Source organism: Xanthomonas citri pv. mangiferaeindicae, from assembly GCA_002240395.1.
Lineage (GTDB): Bacteria > Pseudomonadota > Gammaproteobacteria > Xanthomonadales > Xanthomonadaceae > Luteimonas > Luteimonas citri_A.
This window is the reverse complement of sequence record CP016836.1, coordinates 3091315-3105861: the sequence shown is the minus strand read 5'-3', so window position 1 is coordinate 3105861 and position 14547 is coordinate 3091315. Positions and strand designations below refer to the sequence as shown.

General features: G+C 69.5%; 7 protein-coding genes and 1 pseudogene. All 8 read right to left on the bottom strand.

Annotated elements, in window-relative coordinates:
• Nucleotides 1–72 precede the first annotated feature (72 nt).
• The 8 genes and pseudogenes from BEN78_13485 to ugpC all read right to left on the bottom strand — a co-directional run bounded on the left by BEN78_13485 (nt 73) and on the right by ugpC (nt 14490).
• Nucleotides 73–2799 (bottom strand): DNA gyrase subunit A, encoded by a 2727-nt coding sequence (locus BEN78_13485; protein ID ASR44225.1) that lies wholly within the window; start codon nt 2797–2799, stop codon nt 73–75.
• A gap of 261 nt (nt 2800–3060) precedes the next feature.
• The gene (locus BEN78_13480; GenBank protein ASR44224.1) at nt 3061–4119 is read right to left on the bottom strand and encodes an S-methyl-5-thioribose-1-phosphate isomerase; all 1059 of its coding nucleotides are present in this window, start codon (nt 4117–4119) and stop codon (nt 3061–3063) included.
• A gap of 762 nt (nt 4120–4881) precedes the next feature.
• The gene (locus BEN78_13475) at nt 4882–5859 is read right to left on the bottom strand and encodes an EF-P lysine aminoacylase GenX (protein ASR44223.1); all 978 of its coding nucleotides are present in this window, start codon (nt 5857–5859) and stop codon (nt 4882–4884) included.
• Nucleotides 5856–8359 (bottom strand): annotated as a pseudogene (locus BEN78_13470) (DNA ligase (NAD(+)) LigA). The gene BEN78_13475 and the pseudogene BEN78_13470 overlap by 4 nt, the downstream one beginning before the upstream one ends.
• A 131-nt stretch (nt 8360–8490) precedes the next feature.
• Nucleotides 8491–8913 carry a FosX/FosE/FosI family fosfomycin resistance thiol transferase gene (locus BEN78_13465; GenBank protein ASR44222.1) on the bottom strand — a complete coding sequence of 141 codons (423 nt, stop codon included), beginning with the start codon at nt 8911–8913 and terminating at the stop codon, nt 8491–8493.
• A gap of 10 nt (nt 8914–8923) precedes the next feature.
• Nucleotides 8924–9670, bottom strand: coding sequence for a cell division protein ZipA (locus BEN78_13460; GenBank protein ID ASR44221.1), 747 nt, complete (start codon nt 9668–9670; stop codon nt 8924–8926).
• Nucleotides 9671–9683: 13 nt separating this feature from the next.
• Complete coding sequence (locus tag BEN78_13455) at nt 9684–13196, bottom strand: chromosome segregation protein SMC (GenBank protein ASR45140.1); 3513 nt, start codon at nt 13194–13196, stop codon at nt 9684–9686.
• Between the two features lie 205 nt (nt 13197–13401).
• A complete protein-coding gene (gene ugpC, locus BEN78_13450; GenBank protein ASR44220.1) occupies nt 13402–14490 on the bottom strand; it encodes a sn-glycerol-3-phosphate ABC transporter ATP-binding protein UgpC in 1089 nt (362 codons plus the stop codon).
• Nucleotides 14491–14547 lie beyond the last annotated feature (57 nt).

The window sequence follows — 14547 nt, the reverse complement described above, 5'->3', positions numbered from 1 at the left end:
CGAAGGGGTCAGAGCGCCCTTTCTGGAAAAAGGCACTCTGACCCCGATTTTGGACCCAGGTTTTAAGCGGCGTCAGGCGTCAGGGCTCGGGACGTCCACGGCGCTGGCTGGGGCGTCGCCCGCCGGCGGCGGTGCGATCGGGTCGACGGTTTCGTCTTCGATCGCGCCGTCGACGCGCTCGATGCCCTGCAGACGCTCGTCCTTGGACAGGCGCATCAGGGTCACGCCCTGGGTGTTGCGGCCGACCCGGGCGATCTCCGAGGCGCGGGTGCGCACCAGGGTGCCGCCGTTGGAGATCAGCAGCACCTCGTCAGCATTGCGCAGCAGCACCGCGCCAACCAGGCGACCGTTGCGCTCGGTGGTCTGGATGCCGATCACGCCGCGCGTGCCGCGGCCCTTGCACGGGTATTCCGACAGCGGCGTGCGCTTGCCGTAGCCGTTCTCGGTCGCGGTGAGGATGTAGCCGATATCCTCGCCAGCGCCGGTCTCGACCACCACGGCCTCGCCATTGGCCTCAGCGCTCGCCTCGGGCGCCGCGTCCTCGACCGTCTCCTCGAAGGTCTCGTCCTCGATGCCGCCTGCGCTCTCGGCGACGATCAGGCTCACGACGTGCTCGCCGGCGTCGAGCCGGATGCCGCGCACGCCGCCGGCGGTGCGGCCCATCGAGCGCACGCGGTTCTCGCTGAAGCGCACCGTCTTGCCATTGGAGGCGAACAGCAGCACATCGCGGTCGCCGTCGGTCAGCGCGACGCCGACCAGCGCATCGCCGTCGTCGAGGCGGATCGCGATCTTGCCGCGCGCCAGCCGGTAGGCGAACTCGGTCAGCGGGGTCTTTTTGACCGTACCGCTGCGGGTGGCGAAGAAGACGTACTGGCCCTCGACGTACTCGCGCACCGGCACCACGGCCTGCACCTTTTCGTCGGCCTCGAGCGGAATCCAGTTGATGATCGGCCGCCCGCGCGCGTTCGGGCCGGCGTCGGGCAACTGGTGCACCGGCAGCCAGAACACGCGGCCGGCACTGGTGAACGTCAGCAGCGTGTCGTGGGTGTTGACCAGCCACAGCTGTTCGATGAAATCCTCGTCCTTGGTCGACGCCGCATTGCGGCCGCGGCCGCCGCGCTTCTGCGCGCGATAGGCGCTGACCGGCTGGCGCTTGGCGTAGCCGGCATGCGACAGCGTGACCACCACGTCCTCGGGTGCGATCAGGTCGAGGATGTCGAGATCCTCTTCGCTGGCGCGGATCTCGCTGCGGCGCTCGTCGCCGAACTCGGCCTTGACGTTGCGCAGTTCGGTGCGGATCACTTCCAGCAGCACGTCGGGATCTTCGAGAATCTCGATCAGACCACGGATGGTCTCCAGCAGCTGCTTGTACTCGTCGGTCAGGCGGTCCTGCTCCAGCCCGGTCAGGCGGTGCAGGCGCATCTCCAGGATCTGCTGCGCCTGGGCCTCGGTCAGCTGGTAGCTGCCGTCGATCAGGCCCACGCCATCGGGCAGATCCTCGGGGCGCGAAGCCTCGGCGCCGCTGGCGGCCAGCAGCGCACCGACCAGCCCGGCGTCCCAACGCCTGCCGAGCATCCGCTCGCGGGCGACGTTGGGATTCTCCGAGGTCTTGATCAGCTCGATCATCTCGTCGATGTTGGCCAGCGCGACCGTCAGACCTTCGAGGATGTGCGCGCGGTTGCGGGCGCGGCGCAGCTCGAAGATCGTCCGGCGAGTGACCACCTCGCGACGGTGGCGGACGAACGCCTCGAGGATCTGGCGCAGGTTCAGCAACTGCGGGCGGCCATCGACCAGCGCCACCATGTTGATGCCGAACACCGACTCCATCTGCGTCTGCGAATAGAGGTTGTTGAGCACGACCTCGGCCGACTCGCCGCGCTTGACCTCGATGTAGATGCGCATGCCGTCCTTGTCGGACTCGTCGCGCAGTTCGCTGATGCCCTCGAGCTTCTTTTCCTTGACCAGCTCGGCGATCTTCTCGATCAGCCGCGCCTTGTTCACCTGGTAGGGAATCTCGGTGACGATGATCGACTCGCGGCCGTTGTCGGCCACCTCGACCTCGGCCTTGGCGCGCATGCGCACGCGACCGCGACCGGTGCGGTAGGCCAGGTGGATGCCGCCCACGCCGTTGATGATGCCGGCGGTCGGGAAATCGGGACCGGGGATGTATTCCATCAACCCGTCGATGTCGATCTCGGGGTTGTCGATCAACGCGATCAGTGCGTCGACCACCTCCCCCAGGTTGTGCGGCGGGATATTGGTCGCCATGCCGACCGCGATACCGGCCGAGCCGTTGACCAGCAGGTTCGGAAAGCGCGTCGGCATCACCGACGGCTCGAGCTCCTTCTCGTCGTAGTTGGGCTGGAAATCGACCGTTTCCTTGTCGATGTCGGCCATCAACTCGTGCGTCAGGCGCGACATGCGCGCCTCGGTGTAACGCATCGCCGCTGCCGAGTCGCCGTCGACCGAACCGAAGTTGCCCTGCCCGTCGACCAGCAGATAGCGCAGCGAGAACGGCTGGGCCATGCGCACCAGCGTGTCGTAGACCGACTGGTCACCGTGCGGGTGGTACTTACCGATGACGTCACCGACGATACGCGCCGACTTGTAATACGGTTTGTTGCTGTGCGCGCCGAGCTCGTTCATGGCGAACAGCACGCGGCGATGGACCGGCTTGAGGCCGTCGCGGACGTCGGGGAGCGCGCGGCCCACGATCACGCTCATCGCGTAATCGAGGTAACTGCGGCGCATCTCGTCTTCGAGATTGACGGGAATGATTTCTTTCGCGGAATCGACCATCTAGAGGGCTTGCATCCTGTCTGCGCGGCCCGGTTTTTTCGGCATCGGCGCAAGGCGCCGACACTGCGCGTACCGGCCGCCGGCGACGCGATCAAAACGACAGGAAATCATAGCACAAACGCCATGCCCGCCCCAGGGTTTCCGACGTAAAAACAAGCACTTGGCGCGATACGGCGCGGTATTTCCGGGCCTTGCCCGCTTTCCGGCCGGCCGGCCGCACAATTGGGCGCCCTCGCCTCCGATCGCCCAGGCGGGCCGACCTCAGCGAAACAGGGCGCGCATCGCCTCGGTCGTGGGGCGTTCGACCACGCCGCGTTCGGTCACGATCGCGTCGATCAGCGCGCCTGGCGTCACATCGAACACCGGATTCCAGGCCTGGATGCCGTCAGCGACCGTGCGACTGCCGCCCACACCGAACAGCTCGCCCGGGTCGCGCTGCTCGATCTCGATCATCTCCCCCGACGGCGTGTCCATGTCGACGGTCGAGGACGGTGCGACCACCATGAACTTCACGCCGTGATGGCGGGCGGCAATCGCAAGTTGGTAGGTGCCGATCTTGTTGGCGGTATCACCATTGGCGCAGATGCGGTCGGCACCGACGACCACCCACTGCACGAAGCCGCCCTTCATCAGGTGCGAGGCGGCCGAGTCGGCGATCAGGGTCGCGTCGATGCCATCCTGCTGCAGCTCCCACACCGTGAGCCGTGCGCCCTGCAACCAGGGCCGTGTTTCGCCGGCGAAGACCTTGGCGATGCGGCCCTGCGCCATACCGGCGCGAATCACGCCCAGCGCGGTGCCGAAGCCGGCGGTCGCCAGCGAGCCGGTGTTGCAATGGGTCAGCACCCCACTGCCCGGTGCGATCAGCGCCGCGCCGAGCGCGCCCATATGCCGGTTCGCGGCGAGGTCCTCATCGGCGATCGCCTGCGCCTCGCGCGCCAGTACCTCGCGCCAGTCGCTGCCCGCGGTCGCCAGCACCCGACGCATGCGCGCCAAGGCCCAGGCCAGGTTCACCGCAGTCGGGCGCGCGGCGTTGAGACGCTGCAGCGCCGGCTCGAGCTTGGCCAGCGCAGCCGCGCCATCATCGGCTTCGATCTCGCGCGCGCCCAGCACCGCGCCCCAGGCCGCCGCGATACCGATCGCCGGCGCGCCGCGCACGGTCAGCGCATGGATCGCCTGGGCGACCTCGTCGCTGGTCGTGCAGGTCGCATGCTCGACCACGAACGGCAGTTTGCGCTGGTCGAGCAGTTCGAGCGTGTCGCCGGTCCACAGGATCGGGCGGATGTGGTCGTAGCGGTCGAAGTCGAGGGGGGATGCGTTCATGGCGCCATTGTAGTTCGGGGCGGTTGGGTTGCTGTTGGGCAGGCAGCTTGGGGTTCCTGGGCCCCGCTCCTGCCCCGCCAGACATCGATGCCCTGCTCTGGCTTTAGCTCTGGCTCTGGCTCTGGCTCTGGCTTTGGCTTTGGCTTTGGCTTTGGCTTTGGCTTTGGCTTTGGCTTCGAGCTTTTGATGTATCGAGCCGTAAAGCGAGCCGAGCATCGCAGGATGACGGGGCCGAAGAGCAGCCCTTGTCTGAGCGCAGCGAGTTTGGGCTGCGTGCCCCGTCTTCCGAGAAGCACAGGGAACCGCCGCGGCGGTATCGCGGCGGATCGCGTCCGGCGGAAGGACCTTTTGGTTTCTTTTGGGTCCCTCCAAAAGAAACTCGCCCGCGCAGCGGGCGAAAGCCGTGCACCTGCCTTGGCATTGGCTGTTTGCTTGGGCTGTTCTAAGAATGCGAAAAACAGGATCAAGTCCACAGCTTCCGCGCGCAACGCGCGCGGCTTACTTTTGTCTTGGCAAAAGTAAGCAAAACCGCCGTCGCCGGACGCGATCCGCCGCATGAAGCCGCGGCGGTGCCCTCCGCGCCTCACCTGGCGCGGCACGCAGCCCAAACTCGCTGCGCTCAGACAAGGGCTGCTCTTCGGCCGCGCCAGGCTCCGGTGCTCGGCTCGCTTTACGGCTCGATGGAAAGCCACAGCACCAGCAACAGCCACAGCAGCAGCAACGGCAATGGCAAAAGCGCTCGGCGCAGCCGCACCCCAGGGGCTACGCCCTCGCGAAATCGAACGCGATCACCTCCGCGATCCGCGACGTCTCCAGCATCGCCATCATCAACCGATCCACACCCAACGCGACCCCGGCGCAGTCGGGGAAGCCGGCATCGAGTGCATCGATTAGCGCCTCATCGATCGCCGGCAGTGCCGCGCCGCGTGCGGTGCGCACCGCGTGGTCGCGCTCGAAGCGGGCCCGCTGCTCGGCGCCGTCGGCCAGTTCGTGATAGCCATTGGCCAGCTCCAGTGCCCCCAGGTACAGCTCGAAACGCTCGGCCACCGGCACACCGTCGCGCGAGGCAATCCGCGCGAGCATGCATTGCGAGGCCGGGTAGTCGTGCACGACAAGAATGCGATCAGCGGGGTTGGCCGGCTGGAGGCGATGGGTCATCAGCAGGTCGAGCCAGTCGTCGCGGCCCAGGCCGTCCGGATCGATCCGCACGTCGCCCAGCGCCGCCCGCAGTACCGCCTCCGGCGCCGTCATCGGGTCGATGCCCAACTGCTCGCGGTAGAGCGTGCGGTAGTCGGTCTCCACGACGTCCGCCCGGCGCCCGACCAACGCCAGGGCAGCCTGCACCAGTGCGACGGTCTCGGCGGCGAGCCGGCGATGGTCCCAGCCGACGCGGTACCACTCGAGCATCGTGAACTCGGGGTTGTGGCGCCCGCCCGCCTCGCCGTCGCGGAACACCCGGCCCAGTTCGTAACAGTCGCCGAAACCCGCGGCCAGCAACCGCTTGAGCGGGAACTCGGGCGATGTGCGCATCCAGCGCAGCGGCGGCCCGGCATCGACGTGGCCGCCGAAGCGCGTGGCGAAGCTGGCGACGTTGGGATCGGTATTGCCGGCGCGCGAGAGCACCGGCGTCTCGACCTCGACCACGTCGCGCTCGGCGAAGAAGCCGCGCAACACGGCATTGAGCCGCGCGCGCAGGCGCAGCGCCGCGAAGGATGCACTCGGCCCGCTCGGCACGCTCACGCCTGCGCCTCGAGGAAGGCCAGCAGCGCGGCCTCGTCCCAGATCTCCACGCCCAGTGCCTGGGCCTTGTCGAGCTTGGAGCCTGCGGCTTCGCCGGCCACCACCAGCGACGTCTTCTTCGACACGCTGCCGACGATCTTCGCGCCCAGCGCTTCGAGCTTCTCGCCGGCCTCATCGCGGGTCATCGACGCCAGCGTGCCCGTCAGCACCACGCTCTTGCCGTCGAGCGGGCCGCTGCTGCGCACCGCACGTGCGGGGGCTGCGGCGAGCAGGCGTTGCATGGCCGCGTCGGCGTCGATGAGCGCTTGGCGCGCCCGCTCGTCGGCCAGGTACGCCGCGAGATTCGCCGCGCCCGCGCTGGACGCGCCAGCGCCGACCCAGCCGCTCTCGTTCGCACGCAGCAAGGCCGCGAGCGTGCCGTAGGTCTGCGCCAGACGCTCGGCGCTCTTGCCGCCGAGTTTGTCGACCGGCAACGTGGCCAGCAGGTGCGCCAGGTCCAGCCGATCGCGCAGCTCGGCAGACGGCGCCGCCTCATCGGAGAAGCGCACCCCAGCCGCGAGCAGCGCATCGACCACTGCGACATTGCCGGGTTGCTCGAAGAACGTCGCGATCGAGCGCGCCACCTCGCCACCGATATCCGGCAGCGCCTGCAGCAGCACCGCGGGCGTGCTGCGGATGAACTCGAGCGTGCCCAGCCATTGCGCCAACGACTTGGCCGTCGTTTCGCCCAGGTGCGGGATGCCGAGCGCGAACAGGAAGCGCGCCAGTGTTGTGTGGCGGCTGGCGTCGATGCCCGCAACGAGGTTCTCGGCCCACTTGGTGGCGAGTTTGCCGCCGGTCTCGACGGTCAGATGCGCGCGCAGGAACGCGGCGTCCTTCCAGACTGGCGCCTCCTCGGCCAGAACGGCCGCACCTTCGGCATCGAGCACCAGCCCCCCTTGCTGTCGGCGATCGCCTGCTGGAAGTCGGCGGCGGTCGCGGCGTCGAGGGCGGTCTTCATCCGCACCAGGTCGGCGACGGTCAGGGCATACAGATCGGCCGGCGAATGCACGAAACCGAACTCGACCAGGGCTTCGGCCTGCTTGTCGCCCAGACCCTCGATGTCGAGCGCGCGACGCGAAGCGAAGTGCCGCACGGCCTCCTTGCGCTGCGCCGGACACGTCAGCCCGCCGCTGCAACGCCAGGCGATCGCGCCCTCCTCGCGCACCAGGTCGGAGCCGCAGACCGGACACGCGGCCGGCATCGTCCAGGGCACCGCATCGGCGGGGCGCCGGTCTTCGATCACGCGCACGATCTCGGGGATCACGTCGCCGGCGCGGCGCACGATCACCGTGTCGCCCTCGCGCGCGTCGAGCCGCGCGATCTGGTCGGCGTTGTGCAGCGTGGCGTTGGTCACCGTGACCCCGGCGACCTGGACCGGCTCGAGTCGTGCGACCGGCGTGACCGCACCGGTCCGGCCGATCTGCACCTCGATCGCGCGCAGCACCGTCGACTGCTCCTGTGCCGGGAACTTGTGTGCCAGCGCCCAGCGCGGCGAGCGCGACACGAACCCCATCGCGCGTTGCTGGTCGTAGTCGTCGAGCTTGTAGACCACGCCGTCGATGTCGTACGGCAGCGCGTCGCGCTGTGACCCGATGCGACGGAAGTAGGCGATCAGGCCTTCGAAGCCGGTCGCGGTCTCGACCTCGGGCGCGACCGGAAATCCGAATCCGCGCAGCAACGCCAAGGTCTGCGAATGGGTCTCAGGCAGTTCCAGGCCGCGGACCTCGCCGACCGAATAGGCGAAGAACGCCAGCGGCCGGCGACGTGTGACCGCCGGATCGAGCTGGCGCAGCGAACCGGCCGCGCCATTGCGCGGGTTGGCGAGCAGTTTCTCGTTGTTCTCCAGCGCCTTGGCATTCCAGTCCGCGAAGGCCTTGCGCGGCATGTAGATCTCGCCGCGCACCTCCAGCACCGTCGGCGCCGGCGCCCCGTCGAGGCGGAGCCGGAGCGGCACCGCGCGCACCTGGCGCAGATTCGCGGTGACGTTTTCGCCCGTGGCGCCGTCGCCGCGCGTCGCGCCCTGCACGAACACCCCGTCCTCGTAGCGCAGGCTGATCGCCAGGCCGTCGAGTTTGGGTTCGACCGAGAACACCGGGGCTGCGATGTCGAGCTTCTGCTCGATCCGACGCTCGAAGTCGGCGACCTCGGAAAACCGCGTGCGGTCGTCGGCGTCGTCGGGCACGCCTGCGGTCTCGAACGCGTTCGCCAGCGACAGCATCGGGATCGCGTGCTGGACCTCGGGAAAGCCGCCATCGGGGCGCGCGCCAACCGTGCGCGTGGGCGAATCCTCGCTGGCGAGCTCGGGGTGCGCCGTCTCCAGCGCCTCGAGTTCGCGCATCAGTGCGTCGTAATCGGCATCCGGGATCGACGGATCGTCGAGCACGTAGTAGCGGTGGTTGGCATCTTCGATGCGTGCACGCAGCTCGGCGACGCGCTCGGCGGGAGAGGACTTGGGCATGCCCCGAATTGTAGGACGACGGGGTTGGCGCGCGCGTCGCGATCGGGCCTGCTCGGCCGACAAAGCCCGCCCCCGTTCACGAGGAAAGGCGCTGGTCCCCGGCGCCGTCGAATCGATCGATCACATCGGCGTCAGCGCATCGGCTCGGACACCCTGCGATAGGCACTGAGCCGCGCATCCAGTGTCCCGGCGTGCAACTCGAAGAGATGATCGTCGAAGTCGTAGAAGTACAGCGAGTCGCCCTCGCCTGCGATCCTGGGCCGTGCAGGCCGGATCTCCACACCCAGCGCTTCGAGCCGGACGCGGTAACCCGGCAGGTCGGCAGCATTCACCGAGAACGCGACATGCCCATAGCTGCGTTCGGCCGGCGGCTCGCCTTCCATCGCAGCGATCCAGACGCCGCCGAGCACGAAGAACTTTTCGCGCGACAACGAGTGCGGGCGGTCGCCGCTGTCGTAGACCTCGGTCGCGCCCAGCCCCTCGACCAGCAGTCGCGCTGTGCGCGCGAGGTCGCGGACGACGAAGGTCAGGTGACTGATGCCGGAAATCGACATCCGCGCGCGGTCACCAGCGCGGGCTGCGGGTCACCGGCGGCGCGTCGCGTTCGCGGTCCCAGGCGCGCAGTTCGTCACGCAGGCCGGCGATGCGCTGGCGGCCCAGAGCATTGCGCTGCTCGTCGAGCAACACGCCGTCGAGCAGTTCGGCCATCCGCTCGGCGGTCGGCAGCATCGTGTCCCAGGCGTCGAGCGCACGGACCGGCGCCGGCAGGGTCAGGAAGAAGGCGATCGCCGGCGTTTCCAGGGTCTGGATCTCGGCCATCTCGAAACTGCCGGGGCTGCGGATATTGGCGACGCTGAAGATCGGGCCGCGCTCGGGATGGCCGTCGACGAGGCGGTGGAACACGTTCATGTGGCCGTAGGTCAGGCCGGTCTTCTCGGCCGCGACCACGATGTCCGGCCCGCGCAGCACATTGCCCGCACGCGCGGCGATGTACAGCGTGACGATCTTGTCGAAGTCGTCGGTGTTGCGCTTGCCCAGCTCGCTGTTGGGCGAGACCGTGCCGACGGTGCGGTCGAGCAGGTCCATCTCTGCCTGCACCGCGTCACCATCGCCCGGCGCCTGCGCCGGTTCGCCCTCGCCTAGTTCGCGCTCGAGCTGCGCACCGAGCGTCGGCTCGCGTCGTGCGTCCTCGGCAGGCGCGATGCGCCGTCCCTGTCCGCCGCGCGGGCGCGTCCCGAAGTACCAGATCGCCGCCATCAGCAGCGCGCCGGCGACGATGATTCCGATACGCAGCATCCACTCATCGGTCATTGGCGGTGTTCTCCTAGGCGGCGCCGGCCAGTCGCGTGGCTTCGGCAAGATCGACAGACACCAGGCGGCTGACGCCCGGCTCGCGCATGGTAACGCCACTGAGTTGGGATGCGGCTTCCATCGTCGCCTTGTTGTGGCTGACAAACAGGAACTGCACCTGCTCGCTCATCTCGCGCACCATCGCGGTGAAGCGGCCGACATTGGCCTCGTCGAGCGGCGCATCGACCTCGTCGAGCAAACAGAACGGCGCCGGATTGAGCTGGAAGATCGAGAACACCAGGGCCACGGCGGTCATCGCCTTCTCGCCGCCAGACAGCAGCGAGATATTGGACACGCGCTTGCCGGGTGGGCGGGCCATGATCGCCACGCCAGTGTCGAGCAGGTCGTCGCCGGTCAGCTCCAGGTAAGCGTGACCCCCGCCGAACAGGCGCGGATACAGCGCCTGCACGCCCGCGTTGACCCGATCGAAGGTGTCCTTGAAGCGGCCGCGGGTCTCGCGGTCGATCTTGCGGATCGCCTCCTCCAGCGTGTCCAGCGCGGCAGTGAGGTCGGCGTCCTGGGCGTCGAGGTATTCCTTGCGCTGCGCGGCCTCGGCATGCTCGGCGATCGCCGCGAGGTTGACCGGCTCCAGCCGCCGCAGGCGCGCGTCGAAGTCGGCGACCATCTTCTCCCAGTCCTTGGCATTGGCCGCATCGTCGAGGCCATTGAGCACGTCGTCGACGACGAAGCCGGCCTCCACGACCTGGGCGGCAAGCTGATCGGCGGCGATCACCAGCGCCTGCTGGTCGAGCCGGCGCTGGCCGATCGCCTCGCGCTGGGTCAGCGCCTGCGCATCGCGCTGCTGACGGACCTGCTCGTAGGTGCGCAGTTCATTGTCGATGCCTTCGACCGCCGAGCGCGCCTGCGCCAGCGACTGCTCGGTGCGCACGCGCTCCTCCAGCGCGACCTGACGCTGGTCCTCGAGCGCCTCGACCGGCGAGTCGCCGCCGGCCAGTTGCGCCGACAGCTCGCCCAGACGGTTGTCGAGCTGACCACGCTGGCCGCCCATGCGCGTCAGCGCCTGGGTCAGCGAGGCGACCTGCGCGCGCTGCGACTCGAGCGTCAGCGCGAGCGCATGCGCAGTGTCGCGGGATTCGCGCGCGGCCGCGCGGGCGGCGTCGCGGGCATCGGTCAGGCTACGGCGCTCGGCTTCCAGCGCGGCGCGCGCCGTTTCCAGGTCGCCCATGCTGCCGACCGCGTCCTCGAGCCGGGCACGCGCCTCGCGTGCCTGCTGCGCGGACTGGGCCAGGGTCTCGTCGAGCTGCGCGAGCTCGGCATCGATGCGCGCGATCCGGGTGCGCGCGGCCTCCACCCGGCCCTGCTGGCTCTGCACCTGGCCGGCGAGTTCGGACACGCCGCGATGCGCCAGGTACAGCGCGCGCTGCGCCTCTTCGCGCTGCTGCTCGGCGGCGAGCAAGCGATCGCGGCCGCTGGCGAGGCCGCGCTCCAACTCGTGTTCCTGATCCTGCAGCGCGGCGATCTCTTCGCGCAGCGCCTGGATCTCGCGCTCGCGCAGCAGGGCGCCCTGCTTGGCCGCGCCCGAGCGCGACACCCGCACCCAGCCCGCACCCAGGCGCTCGCCGCTGCGGGTGATGACCGAATCGTGTTCGCCCAGCCCGGCCTGCAACGCGCGCGCCTGGTCCAGGGTGTCGGCGACATGCAGACGCGCAAGCAGCCGCCGGATCGCCAGCGGGCCCTGCACCCGGGCCGCGAGCGAGGTCGGCGCGAACTGCGCCGGCGCCTCGTCGGCGGCGACCAGCGCCAGGCGGCTCTCGCCCAGTTCGCCGAGTGCGTCGACCAGATCGGCGGGCACGCCGTCGCCATCGACCAGCACGCCCTCGATCAGTTGACCGAGCGCACTCTCGACCGCGAACTCCCAGCCGGCCTCCACGCGCAGCCGCTCGCCCACGCGCGCGGCCGAATCGAGCCCACGCTGGCGCAGCCACTCGACAGCCGCGCCCTGTTCCTGGCCCAGCGCCGCGTGCTGCAGCGTCTCCAGCGACGCCAGCCGGCCGCGGGCTTCCTGCGCGCGCTTGCGCACGCCCGACAGGTCCTCCTGCGCGACACGCTGGGCGTCCTGCAGCTCGACGGCCGCCTCCTTGCGCGCCTCCAGCGACTCGCCGAGCGCATCGAGAGCGGCTTTCTGGTCCTCGTGGCGGAGCTGGATGTCCTCAAAGGCCTCGTTCAGCGCATCGAGGTCCAAGCCATCGCGCTCGGCCTGCAACTGCTCGCGCCGGCGCCCGGCTTCCAGCGCCTGACGGTCGAGATAGTCGACGCGCGTGCGCTCCACATCACCGGCGCGCGCAGCCTCGCCCTGCTCGCGATTGTGCGCCTCCCAACGGGCCTGCCAGTCGGCGAGTGCGGTCTCGGCATCGCGCAGCGCGTCCTGCCGGATTGCGTCCTCGTCCTGCAGTTGCGCCAGCTGCGGCTCGGCCTCGGCGATGTGCTCGTGCAGGGTGTCGAGCCGCACCTGGTCCTGGTCGATGTGCGCGCCGATCTCGGCCAGCTGCGCCTGCGCCTCGTCGCGGGCCTTGAGCAGGCGCGCCGACAGTTCGCGCTGGTGCTGGATCTGCTGCTCGATCCGGGCGAGCGCGCCGCTGACTTCGTAGCTCTCGGCCTGGGCGCGGTTGAGCGCCTCGGCCGCCTCATGGCGACGCTCGCGTCCGGTCTCGAGCTCGCGCTCGGCCTCGCGCTGCTCGGCGATCAGCTGCTCGAGCCGGGTTTCTTCCTGCGCCAGACCCTCGCGCAGCGCACGCAGGCGCGAATCGAGCGTGCGCCATTCCAGCGCCTTCCACTCGGCGTCGCGGATCTTGCGCTCGGCCTGGATCGCGGTGTATTGCTCGGCCTGGCGGGCCTGGCGGGCCAGGTGCTGCAACTGCTTGCCGACCTCCTCGCGCAGGTCGCCCAGCCGCTCGAGGTTCTCGCGGGTATGCCGGATCCGGGTCTCGGTCTCCTTGCGGCGCTCCTTGTACTTGGAGATGCCGGCCGCTTCCTCGAGGTAGATGCGCAGGTCCTCGGGCTTGGCGTCGATGACCTGACTGATCATGCCCTGCTCGATGATCGAGTAGCTGCGCGGGCCCAAACCCGTGCCCAGGAACAGATCGGTGATGTCGCGGCGGCGGCACTTGGTGCCGTTGAGGTAGTAGCCGCTCTGGCCGTCGCGGCTGACGGTGCGCTTGACCGAGATCTCGTTGAACGCGGCGAACTCGCCGCTGATGGTGTGGTCGCTGTTGTCGAAGATCAGCTCGACCATCGCCTGGGACACCGGCTTGCGCGCGGTCGAGCCGGCGAAGATCACGTCGGTCAGCGAATCGCCGCGCAGGCGGCTGGCCGAGGACTCGCCCATGACCCAGCGCACCGCGTCGATGATGTTGGACTTGCCGCACCCGTTCGGCCCGACCACGCCGGTCATGTTCGTCGGCAGGTGCAACGTGGTCGGGTCGACGAAGGACTTGAAACCGGCGAGCTTGATCGTGGACAGGCGCATGCGGGCGTCGGGGGCCTCATGGCGCCGGCGGGCCGGCGCCGGGTCGTGGAACGGCGGGGACGCACGCGACATCCGGCCCGGCGATGCTGACGCACGGCGGACCGCGCGCCGCGCGCGCGCAAGCGGCCAGTATAGCCAGCGACCCGGAATCGCGCCGCCGGCCCGGCACCGCGCTTGGGCGCCGTTGGGCCGCGGGACGCCGCGCTCAGGGCACCAGGCGGGTGCCGGTCTCGACGTCGAAAGCGTGCACGCGGCCGGCCGGGACCGCCAGCGGCAGGGTCTCGCCCGGCACCGGTACCCGGTCGGGCGGCAGCCGGGCGATCAGCGGGCGATCGCCCAGGCGCAGATTCACGAAGACTTCGCTGCCCACCGCCTCGACCACTTCCACCACCGGCGCCAGGCCGGCGTCGGCGACCTCGGCCGGCACCAGATGCTCGGGGCGGATCCCCAGATCGACCTCGCGGCCGGCCCAGGCCGGCGGCAACCCGGCCGCGCCCAGCGCCAGCGCCGTACCGTCGCCCAGCGCCAGCCCCCAGCCGGCCTGGTCATGCTGCAGGCGGCCGCGCAGCACGTTCATCGCCGGACTGCCGAGGAAGGTCGCCACGAACAGGTTGGCGGGCTTTTCGTACAGCGCCATCGGGGTGTCGATCTGCTGGATCTGCCCGTCCTTGAGCACCACGATGCGCTGGCCCAGCGTCATCGCCTCGATCTGGTCATGGGTCACGTAGATCATGGTGGTACCCAGCGCGCGGTGCAGCCGCGCGATCTCCACCCGCATGCCGGCGCGCAGCTTGGCGTCGAGGTTGGACAACGGCTCGTCGAGCAGGAACACCTGCGGCTGGCGCACCAGCGCCCGGCCCAGCGCGACACGCTGGCGCTGGCCGCCCGACAACTGTCCCGGCTTGCGGTCGAGCACCTTGTCGAGCTCCAGCACGCGTGCGGCCTCGGCCACGCGCGCGGCGATGTCGGCCTTGTCCTGGCCGCGCAGCTTCAGCCCGAAGGCGAGGTTCTCGGCCACGCTCATATGCGGGTACAGCGCGTAGCTCTGGAACACCATCGCGATATCGCGATCCTTGGGCGCGATGTCGTTGACCACCCGATCGCCGATGGTCAGCGTGCCGCTGCTGATCGCCTCCAGGCCGGCGACCATCCGCAGCAACGTGGACTTACCGCAGCCAGACGGGCCGACCAGCACCAGCAGTTCGCCGTCGGCGACCTCGAAACTGGCGCCCGCCACACCCACGTAGCCGTTGGGATAGACCTTGCGTACCGCGTCGAACCGCACCTTCGCCATGGCGTCTCCCGCTGTCGGATGGATCGTGATTGGAGGCGTGTGAACGATGCCCCGGCC

Bases quoted from the DNA above. Each gene is read 5' to 3' on its own strand.
- ugpC (ASR44220.1), bottom strand. From the start codon at position 14,490: ATGGCGAAGGTGCGGTTCGACGCGGTACGCAAGGTCTATCCCAACGGC.
- BEN78_13485 (ASR44225.1), bottom strand. From the start codon at position 2,799: ATGGTCGATTCCGCGAAAGAAATCATTCCCGTCAATCTCGAAGACGAG.
- BEN78_13460 (ASR44221.1), bottom strand. From the start codon at position 9,670: ATGACCGATGAGTGGATGCTGCGTATCGGAATCATCGTCGCCGGCGCG.
- BEN78_13465 (ASR44222.1), bottom strand. From the start codon at position 8,913: ATGTCGATTTCCGGCATCAGTCACCTGACCTTCGTCGTCCGCGACCTC.
- BEN78_13455 (ASR45140.1), bottom strand. From the start codon at position 13,196: ATGCGCCTGTCCACGATCAAGCTCGCCGGTTTCAAGTCCTTCGTCGAC.
- BEN78_13480 (ASR44224.1), bottom strand. From the start codon at position 4,119: ATGAACGCATCCCCCCTCGACTTCGACCGCTACGACCACATCCGCCCG.